Source organism: Microcoleus sp. Z1_B2, from assembly GCF_036700325.1.
GTDB lineage: Bacteria > Cyanobacteriota > Cyanobacteriia > Cyanobacteriales > Microcoleaceae > Microcoleus.
In genome coordinates this window covers 106,769-124,658 of sequence record NZ_JAUBOQ010000010.1, presented here as the reverse complement: position 1 = coordinate 124,658, position 17,890 = coordinate 106,769, and the positions used below count along the sequence as shown (strand labels likewise).

11 protein-coding genes are annotated in these 17,890 nt (G+C 44.2%); 6 read left to right on the top strand and 5 right to left on the bottom strand.

The annotated features are described in order from the left end of the window. The first annotated feature begins 156 nt into the window (after nt 1–156). The 5 genes from QT984_RS08075 (at nt 157) to QT984_RS08055 (ending at nt 8,200) form a co-directional block, all read left to right on the top strand. Entirely contained in the window at nt 157–1,080 is a 924-nt protein-coding gene (locus tag QT984_RS08075; RefSeq protein ID WP_333051674.1) for a hypothetical protein, read from the top strand. A gap of 85 nt (nt 1,081–1,165) precedes the next feature. Next, nucleotides 1,166–4,141, top strand: coding sequence for an L-glutamate gamma-semialdehyde dehydrogenase (gene pruA, locus QT984_RS08070; protein ID WP_333209890.1), 2,976 nt, complete (start codon nt 1,166–1,168; stop codon nt 4,139–4,141). A gap of 124 nt (nt 4,142–4,265) precedes the next feature. Then, the gene (locus tag QT984_RS08065; RefSeq protein WP_333209889.1) at nt 4,266–5,894 is read left to right on the top strand and encodes a glycosyltransferase family 39 protein; all 1,629 of its coding nucleotides are present in this window, start codon (nt 4,266–4,268) and stop codon (nt 5,892–5,894) included. A gap of 15 nt (nt 5,895–5,909) precedes the next feature. Further along, complete coding sequence (locus tag QT984_RS08060; RefSeq protein WP_333261222.1) at nt 5,910–7,547, top strand: glycosyltransferase family 39 protein; 1,638 nt, start codon at nt 5,910–5,912, stop codon at nt 7,545–7,547. A gap of 173 nt (nt 7,548–7,720) precedes the next feature. Further along, nucleotides 7,721–8,200 (top strand): hypothetical protein, encoded by a 480-nt coding sequence (locus tag QT984_RS08055; RefSeq protein WP_333243723.1) that lies wholly within the window; start codon nt 7,721–7,723, stop codon nt 8,198–8,200. A gap of 271 nt (nt 8,201–8,471) precedes the next feature. Here QT984_RS08055 and QT984_RS08050 read toward each other — a convergent pair whose 3' ends face one another. Then, entirely contained in the window at nt 8,472–10,517 is a 2,046-nt protein-coding gene (locus tag QT984_RS08050) for a S8 family serine peptidase (RefSeq protein WP_333051688.1), read from the bottom strand. Between the two features lie 454 nt (nt 10,518–10,971). Here QT984_RS08050 and QT984_RS08045 point away from each other — a divergent pair, with 454 nt between their 5' ends. Continuing rightward, nucleotides 10,972–12,027 carry a UPF0104 family protein gene (locus tag QT984_RS08045; protein WP_333209884.1) on the top strand — a complete coding sequence of 352 codons (1,056 nt, stop codon included), beginning with the start codon at nt 10,972–10,974 and terminating at the stop codon, nt 12,025–12,027. 103 nt (nt 12,028–12,130) lie between these two features. Here QT984_RS08045 and QT984_RS08040 read toward each other — a convergent pair whose 3' ends face one another. From QT984_RS08040 to QT984_RS08025, 4 genes are all read right to left on the bottom strand, one after another. Then, on the bottom strand, nt 12,131–12,880 hold the full coding sequence (locus QT984_RS08040; protein ID WP_333209882.1) for an amino acid ABC transporter ATP-binding protein: 750 nt from the start codon (nt 12,878–12,880) through the stop codon (nt 12,131–12,133). Next, on the bottom strand, nt 12,846–14,309 hold the full coding sequence (locus QT984_RS08035) for an ABC transporter substrate-binding protein/permease (protein ID WP_333373743.1): 1,464 nt from the start codon (nt 14,307–14,309) through the stop codon (nt 12,846–12,848). The genes QT984_RS08040 and QT984_RS08035 overlap by 35 nt, the downstream gene beginning before the upstream one ends. A gap of 579 nt (nt 14,310–14,888) precedes the next feature. Further along, nucleotides 14,889–17,231, bottom strand: a complete 2,343-nt coding sequence (locus tag QT984_RS08030) for a TIGR03986 family type III CRISPR-associated RAMP protein (protein WP_333051699.1) — start codon at nt 17,229–17,231, stop codon at nt 14,889–14,891. Nucleotides 17,232–17,270: 39 nt separating this feature from the next. Next, nucleotides 17,271–17,858 (bottom strand): Uma2 family endonuclease, encoded by a 588-nt coding sequence (locus QT984_RS08025; RefSeq protein ID WP_333231249.1) that lies wholly within the window; start codon nt 17,856–17,858, stop codon nt 17,271–17,273. Between the last annotated feature and the right edge of the window lie 32 nt (nt 17,859–17,890).

Here is a 17,890-nt window from a genome sequence, read left to right as displayed (position 1 = left end):
ACACAAGTACCATTTTTATGAACAGGCAAGATGCGTGTATCCGTGTCAAAATCACTGGTTGTGCCTTCTTCATTCTGCTAGATAATTTCAGTGCAGGCGATCGCACCAGTAACGTAAAATGTCTAAAAGCGGTCTTTGTAAAATAATTTTAGCCCCATGAGCGACGAACAGGAAAAAAAACAAATTTTGACTCAGCACCCGGAAATAATTTCCACTACCAGCGATGAGTTCGATCGCAGTGAAATTGCCAGGGCTGATTCAACTTCCGCATCAGCAGAAACTCCCGCAGAAATTGCCACGCCCGAAGATATTTCAGCGCCCATCGACGCAGCCGAAACAATTCCAGTTGTCGCCGATAGCACGCCGGAAACAACTCAAATTACAAGTTATCCGCCTCCAACAATTCCAACTGCCAACCCCGAACCAAAACCAGCTCGCTCGTGGCAAATCTTAGCAGTTTTTCTCAGCGGAATCTTAGTCGGTTCCGTCCTTAGTCTCGGCAGTTTGCTAGCGTGGAAAATGTATCAGGAAAGAGCCAACCTTCAAATCAAACTACCCGCTGACGTACCCCTCCCCGAAAGCCCTCCGCCTGTCGCAGCAGCGCCCGCCAACCGCAGGCCCGGACTTCCCCCAGCCCCTGGAAATGGACGGCCCCCCACATTCCCTCCGTCGCCCCGTCCCACTCAAATCCCCTCTCTGTCTGGTGTTCCGCAACTTGCTTCGCCGTTGCCTTCTCCTTTGCCGTTGCCTTCTCCAACTCCAACTCCCGCTGCGGTTGAAACCCCTGTAACCGAGCGAGTTTACTTTCAAGCCGGTGCTACGGGAACGACTCTGAGCAATAGTTTGCGAGCCAACATATCCAGGCGCTACTTACTGGAGTGCAATAGCGGCCAAAGCATGACAATTAATGTTCAAGAAGGTCAAGTTAGCGCCGCAATTATTGCTCCTAACGGTGAAAATTTAGGTACTACTGATAGCACAGGTCAGTGGCAAGGTCAACTAGCCAGTAGCGGCGATTATACTATTGAAATTTCAGGCGATCGCCAAGCAAACTACCAAGTTAAGATTGAAGTCAAATAGCAAGTATAATTGTCTCAGGGGGTAGTTACACAATACATAAACCCGCCCTGGTTGCAAATTACAAATTACCCATTACTAATTACCAATGGTTGCACAAATATCTCCAAGCATCTACGAAGCAAAAACCCAGGAAATTGCCAAAGAAATCCTGAAGGCAACTCAAGACAAAAAGCGCTCTTTTTTCGGTCAACTGCAAGACCAAATGCGCTGGGACGACAAACTAATGGATTGGGCGATGGCTAACCCCGGACTGCGGGTGCAATTGTTTCGATTCATCGACTGTTTGCCGGCACTCCGCAGCAAGCCGGAAATTGCCCGCCACCTGCAAGAATACCTGACCGCCCAAGAGGTAGAATTGCCCGAAGCTTTGAAAAAATTACTCAATTTTACTAACGCTGATTCGATTCCTGGACAATTGGCTGCGACGACGGTTGCGCCTGCAGTGGAAACTTTGGCGCACAAGTATATTTCTGGGGAAAATATCAAGCAGGTAGTTAAAACTTTAGAGCGGCTTCGCAAAGATAAAATGGGTTTTACAGTTGACCTTTTGGGGGAAGCTGTCATCACTGAAACTGAGGCGGAAATTTATCTTAACCGCTATTTGGAATTGATGGAGGAACTCGCCAATGCAGCGAAGAATTGGCCGCAGGTAGATGCAATTGACAAAGCTGACGGCGAAACTTTGCCGCGAGTGCAAGTATCGGTAAAGTTAACGGCTTTTTATTCTCAGTTTGACCCTTTGGATGCTAAAGGTAGTGAGGAGAAAGTAAGCGAGAGAATTCGCATTTTACTGCGTCGCGCGAAGGAATTGGGCGCGGCGGTTCATTTCGATATGGAACAGTATGCTTACAAAAGTTTAACTCTGAGCATTCTCAAAGACTTATTGTTAGAGGAAGAGTTTCGCAGCCGCACGGATATTGGAATTACATTGCAAGCTTATTTGCGCGACAGCGCCCAAGATTTGCGAAACCTGATTTCCTGGGCAAAAAAACGCGAAAATCCGGTAACAGTGCGGCTGGTAAAAGGCGCTTACTGGGATCAGGAAACTATCAAAGCGATGCAGAAAGATTGGCCGCAGCCTGTCTACAATGACAAAGTTGCTACCGATGCCAATTTCGAGCAGATGACGCAGTTGCTGCTAGAAAATCACGAATATTTGTATGCAGCTATTGGCAGTCATAATGTACGATCGCAAGCGAGGGCGATCGCCATTGCCGAAACTCTCAATATACCGCGCCGCCGCTTTGAAATGCAAGTGCTGTATGGCATGGGCGACAAATTGGCTAAGCTTTTGGTCGATCGGGGTTATCGCGTGCGAGTCTACTGTCCCTACGGCGATTTGCTGCCGGGAATGGCTTATTTGATCCGCCGTTTGCTGGAAAATACCGCCAACAGTTCTTTCATCCGGCAAAGTTCCGAAGAAATGCCGATCGAACAATTGTTAGCCGCACCAGTTGCTAACGGAAATGACCAGCTAGTTTACAGCAAAGTATTTCCCAACGTTGCCGATACCGACTACGCCAATACCAAATTGCGGCAACAAGCAGAAACAGCCATCAAATCAGTGCGCGCCAACCTAGGTAAAACCTATTTACCGCTAATCAATGGCGAGTACCAAAATACTGAAGCCACAGTTAACTCACTCAACCCTTCCAATCCCACAGAAGTAGTTGGCACAATCGGATTGATTTCCGAAGAACAGGCCAAACAAGCCCTTGAAGCAGCAAAAGCAGCCTTCACCGGTTGGCGAAAAACCCCCGTCCGCCAGCGGGCAGGCGTCCTCCGCAAAGCCGCAGAATTGATGGAACAGCGGCGGCACGAACTATCAGCTTGGATGGTGTTTGAAGTCGGCAAACCCGTCAGAGAATGCGATGCCGAAGTTTCCGAAGCTATTGATTTTTGCCGCTACTACGCCGACGAAATGGAACGGTTAGAACAAGGGAAAAATTACGACATTCCCGGAGAAACTAACCGCTACAGCTATCAGCCACGCGGCATTTCTTTAATCATTTCACCTTGGAATTTTCCCCTCGCAATTCCTGTGGGCATGACAGTTGCATCCCTGGTGGCAGGTAATTGTACTTTGCTCAAACCTGCGGAAGTTTCCTCAGTAATTGCAGCAAAAATAGCTGAAATATTGGTAGAAGCCGGAATCCCCAAAGGCGTATTTCAATACGTGCCTTGCAAAGGTTCCACCGTCGGCGCTTACATGGTGAAACATCCCGACGTTCACATGATTACTTTCACGGGTTCTCAGGAAGTTGGCTGTCAGATTTATGCCGATGCTGCGATTTTGCAGCCTGGACAAAAACACCTGAAACGAGTAATTGCGGAAATGGGTGGCAAGAATGCAATTATTGTCGATGAAAGTGCGGATTTAGACCAAGCAGTTGCAGGCGTAGTTTATTCGGCATTTGGATACAGCGGCCAAAAATGTTCCGCTTGTTCGCGAGTAATTGTGGTCGAATCGGTGTACGATAATTTTGTGGCAAGATTGGTAGAAGCGACGCGATCGCTCAATGTCGGCCCCGCAGAAAATCCCGGCACTCAAGTCGGCCCTGTGATCGATGCAAATGCCCATTCGCGCATCCGCGAATACATCGAAAAAGGTCGCGCCGAAGCTAAAATAGCTTTAGAAATGCCGGCACCAGAAACCGGTTATTTTGTCGGCCCAGTCATTGTTACCGAAGTATCGCCCACAGCAACTCTCGCCCAAGAAGAAATTTTCGGCCCGGTTTTGTCGGTGATTCGGGCTCGTAATTTCAGCGAAGCGATTGCGATTGCTAACGGTACTAATTTTGCTTTAACCGGCGGATTGTATTCTCGCACGCCTTCGCATATCGATCGAGCCGCATCCGATTTTGAAGTCGGAAACCTGTACATCAATCGCGGAATTACCGGGGCTGTGGTATCGCGCCAACCTTTCGGAGGATTCAAACTTTCGGGAGTTGGTTCTAAAGCTGGCGGCCCGGATTATTTGCTACAATTCCTCGAACCGCGCACCATAACCGAAAATATTCAGCGCCAAGGTTTTGCGCCGATTGAAGGAGTGGATGATTAATCATTCCTTTGTTTGTAGAGAGGACTGAAGTCCTCTCTCTGGCTGTTAAGTTGGTAGGGTGCGCCCAGCGCACCTTACAGGTGGGGTGACAGAAAAAAATTGTGGGAGATTAGCTAGTTATAAAATGGAATCTACCAAAGATCGCGATCGACTAAATTCTCACAACCCTTCACTTGACAAGTGGCTGCGATTTTTAATTATAGTTGTATTAGTCCTCGGCATATTCTTTCGCTTCGCCAACCTAGGAAAGAAAGTTTACTGGATAGATGAAAGTTACACATCCCTGCGGTTATCTGGATATACAGAATCTGAGTTTATTCAGCAAGTAGTTGACGGTGAAAGTCGGGACATTAAATTTTTACAAAAATATCAACGGATAAATTCAGAAAAAACCGTCGTAGATACCGTAAAAGGATTAGCTTTAGAAGAACCCCAACTCGCTCCGCTGTATTTTGTAGCGACGAGATTTTGGGTGCAACTGTTCGGCGATTCAGTGGCTGTAACTAGAAGTATGTCGGCTGTTTTTAGTTTGCTCGCATTGCCTTGTATGTATTGGCTGTGCTTAGAATTATTTGATTCCTCGCTGACAGCTTGGTTGGCAGTTTCATTACTAGCTGTATCGCCTTTTCAAATAGTTTACGCTCAAGAAGCTCGACCTTACAGCTTGTTTGTATTAATAATTTTGCTGTCTAGCGCTGCTTTGCTGCGGGCAATGCGGCTAAAAACTAACAGCAGTTGGGCAATTTATGCGGTAACAGTAGCACTGGGATTTTATTCTCACCTATTATTTGCACTGGTGGTGCTAGGGCATGGAATTTATGTAGCCCTCTCGGAAAATATGCGGTTTAACAAGACGGTAATTGGGTATTTTATAGCAGCAAGCGCAGGATTTATTGCCTTATTTCCTTGGACTGTAGTTTATTTAATAAATTCGCAAAATGTCAGTGACAAAATAGCATGGCAGTCCTTAAGAATTCCAATTTCAAAATTAGTTTTAAATTTCGTTTTAAACATTATTAGGCAATTTTTTGATGTAGGATTATACTCTGATTTGCCACGATTATATTTCATATTAACTATCCCAATTATTTTAATGATTTTAATAATTGTCGGATATTCTTTTTATTTGCTGCTGAGTCAGACAGAAAGACGTGTTTGGTTGTTTGTTATGACATTAACGTGCGTGACATTAGCCATTTTCCTGCCAGCGGATTTAATCTGGGGCGGAATGCGATCGATCAACACCCGCTACATGATTCCCTGTTATTTAGGAATGCAGATAGCTGTTTCCTATTTTTTGGCGGTAAAAATGACATCTCCTCAAGTTACAATGCAGTTGCTAAAGCTGTGGAGACTGGCTCTGGCTGCTTTGCTCTCTATTGGAATTATATCCTGCTGCATCTATTTGCCAGCAGACTCTTGGTGGAATAAAGACCGCTCTTATATTAACATCCCGATCGCCCGCACGGTAAACTCAGCTTCTCGGCCATTACTCATAACAGACTTGTGGGTGTATAGTGTAGATACGATCGGCAACTTACTCAGTTTGAGTTACTTAATCAATTCCCCTGCTAAGTTTTTAGTATTGCCACCTAAAATTGTGAAAATCCCACCAAATTTTAACGAGATTTTTTTGTATGGTATTTCCAGAGAATTCAAAACAGAAATAGAAAAAAATACTCGTTATGAAATACCAACTCTTTACACTCTACAAAATCAACATATAATTTTGAGAAAATTGCTAAAAAAATGAAGTAGGGTTGGAAAAATGCGTTTTAATGTTCCCCGAAATTGGCTGCAATTTTTAATTATAGCCGTATTAGTCATAGGTATTTTATTTCGGTTCGCCAATCTCGATCGCAAATTTTACTGGATCGACGAAACATATACTTCTTTAAGAGTTTCTGGCTACACCGAAGCCGAAATAATCAAAGAAATTTCCTACCAGAAAATAACCTCGCCTGCGGATTTACAAAAATATCAGCAGATAAATTCCGAAAAAACCTTAAGGGATACCCTGAATTCTTTAGCAACAGAAGACCCCCACCACCCGCCGCTGTATTACGTATTAGCGCGATATTGGGCGCAATGGTTCGGCACTTCCGTTGCAGCAATGAGAAGTTTGGCAGCCGTGATTAGCCTGCTAGTATTTCCCGCAATTTATTGGCTGGCTTGGGAGTTATTTGAATCTTCAGCAGTAGCATGGATGGCGATCGCAATTTTCGCAATTTCTCCCTACCACATCCTCTTTGCCCAAGAAGCAAGACAGTACAGTTTGTGGACAGTAACTACTATTTTATCCACTGCCGCCTTGCTGCGAGCAACACGCCCTGACGAAAATCAAAATCCTGTCGCCCTTGTTCTTTCCTGGGCGCTTTATGCAGCCACAGCAACACTGGGATTGTACACCCACTTGTTATTTGTCTGCGTCGCTGCCGCCCACGCAATCTACGTCGCAGTTATTGCCAACTGGCGCGATGTGAAAACATTTATTTCCTATTATGTAGCATCTTTAATCGCTTTGATATGCTTCATGCCTTCCCTGGTAAATACTGTAGAAAATTTCAATCAAGTTAGAAGCACAACAATATGGGCAGAACAAACAAATTTCTTAAGATTAGTCAGCAGATGGGTTGGTTCCATCACCATAGCATTTTTTGATATTGGCATTGATGGAACTGCCAACGCCACACAACTTGCCTTGCTAATTCCAGTTGGTATCATGATTCTAGCTTTAGTCGGCTATGCCCTTTATTATCTATGCCGACAAACACCAAAGCGAGTGTGGTTGATTGTATTGTTATTAATTGCAACAACTGCTTTGTTTTTAGCAGTGCCTGATATAATCAAGGGTGGAAGGCGATCGGCAAATCCGCGATATTTAGTTCCTTGTTATGTGGGAATTCAGATAGCAGTGGCTTACCTGCTGTCTGCGAAAATCAGTAGCAATTTGGAGAAATTAAAACAGCAAAAACTGTGGAAAATAGTTATAGTGGGAGTTTTTTCCGCAGGTATTATATCCGGTGGAGTTAGTTCTCAAGCAGATATTTGGTGGAATAAAGGCAGCGGTTGGTTGCGTGCCTTGGAAGTAGCCGCAACTGTCAATCAAGCCAGCAATCCCCTATTTATCAGCGATGCCAATATTGCATATATCATGCCTTTAAGTTATTACCTAGAACCCAAAGTAAAACTGCTAATAGAACCCCGCTGTTACACTTCTTGCTACAAAAATCGAGAATTGGCAAAGAAAAAACCCCAACCCCCGCAAATTCCCGCCGGTTTCAATGAGTTGTTTTTATACAGACCGTCCTCTACTTTGCGATCGGCAATTCAGCAACAAAACTATCAAATAGATCCGGCTGACACTAATGTCGAGCTTAATCTGTGGAAAATTACCAAGAAATAATCTCAAATATTAAGGCAAAAAACACGGGTTTGTGGCCCAAAAATGTCTTATTCACTGCGACATACTGGCCATAAACGCCATTTTTGAAAGTATGTCGCAAGGAGAGTTCGATAGGTTTGCTTTTAGTGGTAAGCTAAAAGTTAAGAATAAAAAAATAACATCAAAAATCTCCAATGACAGTCACTGAAACCTCCAACATTCGTAAACTGCTGTGCGATCCAGACTTAGGGCTGATTCCTCACCTAGAAAAGTGCCTGAAAGATTTGCACTCATCTGCGATCGCCAGTGGAGAGAAATTCAAGGTAGAACCTTACGATATAGAATTCAAAAGCTGCCACACCCAGAAGCATCCCAACGACCAAAAACCCCTCGTCACCCAGTCAGTGTTAATAAAAGTTCCCCTGACTGGGAAAGTTCAAGACAAGATGCACCTATATCTGATCGCAAGTGAGTTACAGAACCAAATCGACTTCAAAATTATCGACTGGAGTGCCTTAGAACGCCGTCAATACGACATTCAGGGCATCCCCTTAAAGCAGCCGATCACCAAAATAGACGGCCAGATGAATTACGAGTTAGTATTCGATCGACCAAGCTACTGCTGCATCACCCTGTGCCGCCAATTTGACTTAACTTACGCCGCCAATTTTTAATTGGGCTTGTAGGGGGGGGTTTCACCAACAATATTTAGGTTAATTAACAATCTATAAAACCCGCCCCTATCCCACGGTAAACCCCTGGTACATTTTTCGCATTCAATACAAATCCATGTTGATGTAGATTGTTAGTTGTGTGGGGGCGGGTTTAGGTATATTGTTAGTAGAAATTCGATATTGTTGGTGAAACCCGCCCCTACGAAATCTGCTAACAGTATGTCAATCCCATTACCGATTCCCAATTACCAATTACCAATTATCAATTAATTCAAACAGCTCGATTCGCAGTTTCCGCAAGAATCCTCTTAATATCAGCAGGAGTCAGATTCGGATTAGCTTGCAACATCAAAGCTACCACGCCGGATACTTGTGGCACTCCCATTGAAGTACCGGAAAAATATCGATAGGGAATCCCCGGTTGAGAAAGCGCCACAGTTGAATAAACATCACCAGAATCCGCCCTACCACCGTCGCCACCCGGAGCAACAAAATAATTAATTGCTTGCGAACCCGCCCGGTTAGAATACTCCCCAAACAAGCCATTTCGGGTAACACCACCGACAGCAATTCCTACCTCATTGGCAAACCGAGCCGGATAATCTACTTGTGGACGAGCATCATTTCCCGCAGCCGAAATCACGATCGCGCCTTGAGCTTCAGCCGCTCGAATCGCATCCAATTCTTGAGCATTCAACTGTAGGCCGCCCAAACTCACATTTATGATCTTCGCTCCATTTGCCACCGCATAATTAATCGCATTAATTTCATCCCGAATTTTACCCACCCCTGCTCCATTAAGTATTTTCAAAGGCATAATCTTCGCAGTCGGAGCCGTTCCAGTAATCCCAACCCCATCTTTTTTCGCAGCAACTAAACCCGATATATGAGTGCCGTGATTGTTATCATCCATAGGGTCATTATCGTTATTGACAAAATCCCATCCTCGGAAATCGTCAACAAAGCCATTGCCATCATCATCAACCCCGTTGCTAGCTTTATTGCGACCGATCGCATCAACGCCAGTTTCCCCGACATTACTCCAAATATTCCCCGTCAAATCCGGGTGATTGTAGTCAACTCCGCTGTCAATAACTGCCACCACAATTCCGTCTCCAGTCAAGCCCTGGGCCCAAACCTCTGGAGCTTTAATTAAATCTCTGCCCCACTCGTCGCCCCCCAAGTCGGGAACATCAGGAAAAGTTGCAGTACCTTGAGCTTTGGCAACTGCCGCCGCTGCATTCACCAAACCGAACCCAAAACGAGAGTCAAAACCTTGCAAGTTGCTCGGATTGTTAGGAGAAACAGTTGCAGGAGTTGCAGACAGATTGAGGGAGAAATTTGTACTGCCTTGGTATTGATAAACTCGGACAAAGTAAGTTCCTGCGGCTAAACCGTTGATGTCGATCGCTTCCGGCGATAAATTCGGTTGTTGAGAAGAAGCAATAATATCGGTGAAGTCAATAGAATTGTCGCCGTTAATATCTTTAATTAGAGCAACATCAACATCCGCAGTCAAACCGCTGACAGTTAATTTAAAGTCGCTATTTGCAGGCAAAGTAAAGCGGTAAAGGCCGTCTGGCCGGGCATTGCTAAGCGAGTCTGCGATCGTTTGAGTGCCGCCCAAAACGCCTAAATCGCGAGCTTGATCCAGTTGGTTGCCTAATACGGTAGTTGCAGAGATGAATGTATTGGCGAGGTCTTGTGGAGATGCGTTGGCTACCAAGCCTAAAATAGCATTGGATTGACGAATTTTAATTAATGTATTGGAAATACCGGGGGCGATCGATATTTCTTCGAGAATCAAGTCAGCTTCGGTAAGATTGTCAGTCAGTCCGATCGAATCCACAAAACTGTTAAAGTCAGTAATCACGTCTGCCGCAGCCGGATCGGAGACTGCGGAGTCGCTGCGGAGGACAAAGGTATCTGGGCCCAAACCCCCTGTCAGCGTATCTTTACCCCCATCGCCCACTAAAACGTCGCTGCCGTCGCCGCCGTTGAGCACGTCATCTCCCTTACCTCCCTGCAAGGTATCGCTGCCAGCATCGCCAAACAGGAAGTCTGCGCCGGCACCACCGTTAAGCAAATCGTTGCCCGCACCCCCGAAGAGGGTATCGGAATTGCCACCGCCGAGAATGCGATCGTTACCATTATCACCGCTAATTATTTCGGCATCCGACGAACCGACAATAAAATCGTTGCCGCCGAGGGCAAAAAGTCCGTTAGGATAAGGAGTCAAAAAGCCCGGAGTCAAGGCGAAACTATTGGGGCTATCATCTAAAAGATAGGAAAAACCGTCAGGGCTCGGGCCGGGCATAGAAATGTACTCCTAGCGAGGTATATCGATCTAAATTTTAGATTTTAAATTTAAGTTTGTGGTTAAAAGTGCCCTAAATACTCTGTAAGGCGGGCATTACGCACAGTCTGTAGAGGTGTGCATAGGTTAGGTTAAACTAAGATGTTCCACCCTTCTCAATTACTTGTTTAGGAACAGGCTTTTCGGCCTGTTCCACAAAAATGTTGAGTTATTGTGGAACGGGCCGGAGAGCCCGTTTAGGAACAGGCTTTTCGGCCTGTGCCACAAAAATGTTGAGTTATTGTGGAACGGGCCGGAGAGCCCATTCTTGACAAGGGTGCAACATCTCAGGTTAAACAGATTTATTCCGTCATATCATGCCGTGTAAATCAACCACAATTCCGCCTTAGCCGCTCTAAAATATAAAATCTCAAACAGTATAACTTAATCCCAAATTCAAAATCGGGATCAGAAAATGGGAAAACAACACTTGCATCGAATTCAGAATTTTTTCAACATCGCGAAGTCGCATTTAAAGCCTTATTTGCGCTATTTGATTTTAGGCGGGACGTTTTTATTTATTGCCAAAGCTTTTTTAACTCACTGGCGAGAAGTCGCGAATATCCAAATTCGAGCCGAAAGTTTTCCGTTGCTGGCGATCGCCCTTGGCGTCACTTTACTTTCTCTAATTTTTGTCGGCTGGGTGTGGATGTTGATTTTGCGGGAATTCCGCCAACCTGTAACTGCTGCCTGGGCGATTCAAGTTTTTCTCAAAACTAATATTGCCAAGTATTTGCCGGGGAATATTTGGCATTTTTGGGGTCGAATATTGGACGCCAAAAAGGCAGGCATTTTCCCTAAAGCTGCTACTCTCAGCGTGTTGCTGGAACCGCTGCTGATGGCTTCTGCTGGCGTTTTGATTGGGTTGATTTGTTTTGACAAATTCAATTGGTTTTTGCGAATTGTCGGTTGTGCTGCTATTTTAACGGCGATTCATCCCCGAATTTTAAATCCGATCGTCCTATTTGTAGAGCGGTTGAAGTTATCCAAGAACAATGGGGAAAATTCAGAAGTTGGGGAGGATCGGGGCGAGCGACAAACTTTGCGTTTAGAGTCTACCTCCACTTTAACTAAAAAAACATCGAGTGTCAAGTCAAACCGCAAAATTAATTTGCCAATTAAACGCTATCCTTTAGTGCCGTTAATCGGACAAATATGTTTTATCGGATTGCGGGGCTGCGGTTTTTTGCTAACGGTAATGGCTTTAACTCCGGTGGAATTTAGCAATATTCCCAACTTGTTTGGTGCTTTTTGTTTTGCGTTTGTTGTCGGTTTAGTCGTACCGGGAGCACCGGGGGGAATGGGAGTATTTGAAGCAACGGCGATCGCCCTGCTTTCCGATCGCTTTTCTACGGGTATAATTCTGGGTGCCGTGGCTTTGTATCGGATAATTAGCATTCTGGCGGATGTTTCGGGTGCATTTTTAGCTAAACTCGATCGCCAGCGCGATCGGCACAGTAAAAAAAGGTGAATTTAAAACTAAATATTCTCGTGATTGTAGGGTGCGGGGCTGAGAAGGTGAGATTATGTGCGATCGAACAACAAACCTATTTAATTGCGGATGCGATATCAGATTAAAGCATTTTTTCCAGAAATTGCTTGGCGCGATCGCACTTCGGGTTACTAAAAAACTCCTGGGGCGGCACATCTTCCGCCACCTTTCCGCCATCCAGAAACAATATCCGGTGCGCGACTTCCCGCGCAAAACCCATTTCGTGAGTTACAATCGCCATTGTAATTCCAGTTTTTGTCAAAGCTTTCATCACATCTAAGACTTCTTTAACCATTTCAGGATCGAGTGCAGAAGTCGGTTCGTCCATCAACAAAATTTCCGGTTCCATAGCCAAACAGCGGGCGATCGCCACCCGCTGTTTTTGTCCCCCCGAAAGCTTAGAAGGATAAACCTCCGCCTTATCTGACAAACCCACTTTTTCCAGCAATTCTAACCCCTTCAGACGCGCCTCATCCTTAGCCACCTGCTTCACCTTTACAGGCGCATACATCACATTTTGCAGCACAGTCATGTGCGGGAACAAGTGGAAATGCTGAAAAACCATCCCCACTTTCTGGCGGATTTTCAGAATATCTACCTTCGGCAGAGTAATATCCACCCCGTCAATGTATATGTGCCCCGAAGTCGGAATTTCCAGTAAATTCAAACACCGCAAAAAAGTAGACTTGCCGCACCCCGAAGGGCCGATAATGGCAATCACTTCTCCTTGATGAATTTCAGTAGTTATCTCGCGCAAAACCTTCAGATTGCCAAAAGATTTATACAGGCGATCGACCTTAACTGCTAGTTTGGAGTCTGCGTTCGAGTACATTGGCCCCCCAAGTTAAACTAAGCACCATCAAATAATAAATTGCGCCGACAAATATCAAAGGTTCAAAGTAAATATACTTTTCGGCTCCCACAATTGTAGCGCGGCGCAGCAAGTCTTCTACGCCAATTACTGAAACTAAAGCTGAATCCTTCAGCAAAGCAATACTTTCATTCACCAATGCAGGCAAAATATTTTTCAACGCTTGGGGCAAGATAATATCGCCCATCATCAGTTTGTAGGGAACACCAAGGGATTCTGCGGCTTCTTTTTGACCTTTATCTACGGCTTGAATTCCGGCGCGGATTGTTTCGGAAATATAAGCCCCAGAATTCAGGAAAAAAGTAATCACACCAGCTTGCAGCGCCGATATATTATAGCCCGTAAGCTGCGGCGTTGCAAAATAAACTAAAGTCAACTGCAAAATTAGCGGTGTTCCTCGAAAAATAGAAGTATAAGCAGTACCGAACCAAGCCAGCGGTTTAATGCTAGAAATCTTAAACAGAGACAGCACGATTCCCCAGATAAATCCGAGAAATGCCGACAGCAAGGTAAAAGTTAGCGTTACCCAAAGCCCGGACAAAATATAAGGCAAACTCGGCAATATTTTGCCAAAATCTAACCCGAACTTGGAGGCTACCGCAGGCTGATTTGCTTGAGCAGATTCTTGCGGAATCGGCCGAGAAAACCACTTAGTAGCTAGTTCCTTAATTTGACCGCTGGCTTTCATTTGCTGGAGGACTCGGTTGAATTCTGGAACTAATCTCGAACCTTTCCCAAAGGCGATCGCCGAACCGCTTTCTTCAGTATTCGGAATTGTGTTAAATTCCAAGTCCGGGTTCGCTGCGGCATAACCCGTAGCGACAGTATCCTCGATCACTCCTGCGGCGATGCGGTTCGATTTAATTTCTTGAATGATATCAGGAATTCTATTGAGAGCAGCCAGTTGCACACCGGGCATTTTTTTCACAGCTTCCTGCTGAATGCTTCCGAGTTGAACGCCTACTTTTTTCCCGGCTAAATCTTCAGCTTTGGTCAAATTGCTGCCTTTATTGGCGACAATTGTATTTTGAGCTTCGTAGTAAAGGTCAGAAAAAGCAACATTTTTTTTCCTTTCTGCTGTGGGAGTCATTCCAGCCATCACAAAATCGGCTCTGCCCGCCTGCAAAGCGGGAATTAAGCCGTTAAAATCCATGCCAATTACTTTCAGCTCGTAGCCTAATTTTTTAGTAATATATTTGGCAATATCGATGTCAAAACCGATAATTTCGTTGCCACTAACAGCCGTATCTTTAAATTCATAGGGCGGGTAGTCTGGGGAAGTCGCCAGTGTTAAAGTTTTGTTGGCTTGGGCGTAGCTGGCGATCGCAATTAAACAAAAGGCGATCGCGATCGTCGCCGCCAGCATTGATTTTAATTTTAAAAGTTTCATATCGAGCATTGTCCTAAAAAATCCCCGCGCCAACAAATTATGCGAAACTTCACAATTATGTCACCACTCTAAAGATAGATAAGATGGGTAGGGTGCGTCAGGTTGGAGATTCTTAGTCAGCATAGAAGGTGTGATTCTGACGCACCATTTGTTGCAAAATGCGTTAGTTGTGAGATTGTTGGTTTGTAGGAAAAATCATGCTAACTGACGCACGCTACTTAAAGTAAATCACGCTCAATACTTAATCCGTGTATCCGTGTCAATCCGTGTCGTGCCTGCCTTCTTCTCTAACATTTTAGAAAGTAAAGCTTGTCCGCACAACTCCCACCCATGTTGTACGGTTGTCCTAGTTGCGATCGGTATTTCTAATCATCTAGCATATTCCATTTATATGTGCTACAAGGTATTCAGTATATCAGGGTCAAAAATGAAACGTTATTAGATAGAGTTTCGTGAAAAAATAGTTAAAGCGTATCAACAAGGTGATACATAAATTAGAAAACTAGCCCAACATTTTGGTGTAAGTAAAGCCTGTGTCCAAAAACTTGGAAGTGGGATCGCTATTATGGGAACCACGAATCAATCCACACATTTGACACTTTTAATACTCCCATCTTCCTTGAGAGCAGTAATCTTTACATGAACTGCTTGTCCTTCTCTCAATAAAGCTGCTTTTTTAGGCTCCTTCTCCGTAAGCTTTAAGACTTCCAACATATGATAAGTTACGTGATTGCTGTTGATGCGAGCTACAGTAGCCTCCAAAATTTGTCCAATCTCAAACTTTTTTGACTTAACAGCTTTAGCAATTTCCACTTGCCGTTCTGACTTAACTACAACACTTGGTAGCGTACTTGGTGAAAAAGTTGGAGCGACTCTGCGATTATCATCGATTCGTGCTATTTGTAACGGAGTTGGTAGCACTCTGCGCTCTTTGTACTCGTTAGGTTCAATCGTCATATACTCAGCATGGAGTGAGTTTTGTAAACCTTCACATTGCAACATTGCCAATAACATTTCGATTCGCGGAAGCTCATCTAGGCTGGTAGCTTTATGTCCCTCTGGATGGTCATTTTCGTGAATATTCTCCAGTACATAATTCTCAAATGCTTTTCTGCACTCTTCGGATTCAGAATCAGTGTTAGTCTCTCCATGCTCCCAGCTATTGCGATCGGTGAATAATGTGTTGTAGCGTTGAGTGCGATCGCCAAACCTAAGCTTATCAATTTTGACCTTGATAGCACCCATCCCCAAAGGTTTACCCATACCTAGAGAAAAGCAGTATTTCTCATTTTCTGCAATTTTTAATACCCACAGTATTGCACCAATCTCTACTTGACTTAAGTTCTCAAAGTAGATGGTAAATGAAAATTGAATACCTTCATCAATCGGTTTAATTAAACTCGTTTGGCTATCTGATGCGCCGCTAGGAACTTCAATCTGAGCAGGTTTATGCCAGTACAACTTATGTCCTCGAATAACAGTTTCTCCTGCTTCTGTATCAGTTGATGGCTTACTAGCATAGTGCTTGAGTTGACTCTTCTTTGCCCCTGTTTCTGGTGGTTGAACCAGGTAATGCTGAAAAGTTGTAGGTTTTGGGCTAGATAACAGAATAGGTTTGGGTTCTTGATTCAGGCTTTGCTGCACCTTCTCCTCCTGATGTAGCTTCAGGATACCATCACTTATAAACACTCTACCAGCACGACTTTGTTCCATTCCTTCAGGTTGCTTGTCACGTCGGACAAAGCCAAAAATAGCTTCAGCTATATCAGTGATTGCGGGTTTATCTTTAGAATCTTTCAGGAAATCGGGAATAAAATCTCGTGCCGTTGAAGCTTTTCCATTACCTTGAGGAGAGTAAGGAATCCGAAAGTTAGGACTTTGACCAAATAGCGTCACTGGTTGTCCAGCTTGGGGTTGACAGTAGAAGATACAACGACCATTTTTTAAAACACCCTTATATTGATCGAATCGCGGTTCTTGCTTCTGAAAAGGAGTTAAAGCACTACAATAGTCCCGAATAGCATCATCACTAATTTGAATGGGTTCAGCTTTTGGGTTTGGTTCTCGGATAATGCAGTGATTCTGACGTTTGAGATCGCCGGGATTATTTCCTGCTTCCAGCATATTGCCGCTAGTCACTACAACTCCTTGATATTTATAGGTTGTACAATTGTTACTGACTTTCCCCGCAAACCGACGAGTTTTTTTTGTATAGATATCTTCAAAACTAATATTCATAAAATACTGAGGTCTATAATCTGATAGGTGGCTCATTGGAATAAAATCCGAGATTGACCGTAAGTTATCCTCTTTAACCCAGACGAAGGGAGCCTCATCAACAGGCATAGCGGGACGAATAAACCAACCATCTGCTTTTTCTACCAAGTACCCAGCTTTAATATTTTTGGGTTTGACATATTTCTTGTATTCTTCCTTCAGCGGATCGTCTTGATCGGCAGCAACGGCTCGAAAGAAAAAGCGCTGTTGCTCTGAAACACGATCTATTTTTCCAAAACTAACAATTTCAACTAGAGTTCGCAGCATCCCGCGTATACTACTACCAGATATGGCAGCAAGATTACCGCCCGGGTAACTAAAGAAGGCAGCAAGAATTTCTCGTCTTTCCTTTTCCCACTTTGCTTTTTCGTCATTCTCCCATCGCTCTCTTTCTTCTTTTGTTTTATGTGTGGGAGGTTCTGAGTATTTAGCAAAATCCTCGGGACTCCAACCGCAACGGCTGTATAGTTGAGATTTAGTTGTTAAAGTGCATTCAATTTTTCCAGTATGTCGGTCTGGATGATAGCGATCGCCACTTGGTAAATCCTCTGCTTCAACAACTTTTTCAGGTAATTCAACAAAGTTGTAGGGTGCTTTAGCTATACGATCGACTTGTTCAATCTTCTTGATATGCTTGGGATTCATAGTTCAATCTCCTTAATATTCTGTGAATTAACTTAATCTCTATTTATCTTCTGACTCTTGCTCAAAACTAACCCCTTCATACAAAAGTTCGATCGCACATTCAAACTCAATACTTTCTAGAGCGATCGCCTCCCCAGCTTCATACTCATAATAAAGCCACATTTTACCTTCTCCTCGACGATAAACCTCAACTACTATTTCTTCTGAATCAACTAAGACATATTCTTGCAAACTCGGAATCTGGCGATAATATTTGAGTTTTTTGGTGCGATCGTAATTGGCTGTACCCGGAGAAAGAACCTCAACAATAACTTTCGGTTTTTGAATAAATTCTCGTGATTTCAAGTCATCAGGATCGCAACTGACAACTAAATCGGGATAGAAATAGCGACTATTTTTACGAGCCTGAACTTTCGCATCTGACACATTAACTCGACAGCCCCTCTCACGCAAATGAGGGTACAAAGCCCTGTATAAGTTAAGAGCAATGTCATTATGAGGTAGAGAGCCTCCTGTCATCGCTACAATTTCGCCGTCAATGTATTCATGGCGAAGTTCCTGCTTGGCTTCCCATACTAGGTATTCTGCCGCCGTCATTTTTTGATCTTGTTCACGATTGGCGATCATAATTCCCTCCTTGATGCAATGTATTCCTATTT

Bases quoted from the DNA above. Each gene is read 5' to 3' on its own strand.
- QT984_RS08075 (WP_333051674.1), top strand. From the start codon at position 157: ATGAGCGACGAACAGGAAAAAAAACAAATTTTGACTCAGCACCCGGAA.
- pruA (WP_333209890.1), top strand. From the start codon at position 1,166: ATGGTTGCACAAATATCTCCAAGCATCTACGAAGCAAAAACCCAGGAA.
- QT984_RS08065 (WP_333209889.1), top strand. From the start codon at position 4,266: ATGGAATCTACCAAAGATCGCGATCGACTAAATTCTCACAACCCTTCA.
- QT984_RS08060 (WP_333261222.1), top strand. From the start codon at position 5,910: ATGCGTTTTAATGTTCCCCGAAATTGGCTGCAATTTTTAATTATAGCC.
- QT984_RS08055 (WP_333243723.1), top strand. From the start codon at position 7,721: ATGACAGTCACTGAAACCTCCAACATTCGTAAACTGCTGTGCGATCCA.
- QT984_RS08050 (WP_333051688.1), bottom strand. From the start codon at position 10,517: ATGCCCGGCCCGAGCCCTGACGGTTTTTCCTATCTTTTAGATGATAGC.
- QT984_RS08045 (WP_333209884.1), top strand. From the start codon at position 10,972: ATGGGAAAACAACACTTGCATCGAATTCAGAATTTTTTCAACATCGCG.
- QT984_RS08040 (WP_333209882.1), bottom strand. From the start codon at position 12,880: ATGTACTCGAACGCAGACTCCAAACTAGCAGTTAAGGTCGATCGCCTG.
- QT984_RS08035 (WP_333373743.1), bottom strand. From the start codon at position 14,309: ATGAAACTTTTAAAATTAAAATCAATGCTGGCGGCGACGATCGCGATC.
- QT984_RS08030 (WP_333051699.1), bottom strand. From the start codon at position 17,231: ATGAATCCCAAGCATATCAAGAAGATTGAACAAGTCGATCGTATAGCT.
- QT984_RS08025 (WP_333231249.1), bottom strand. From the start codon at position 17,858: ATGATCGCCAATCGTGAACAAGATCAAAAAATGACGGCGGCAGAATAC.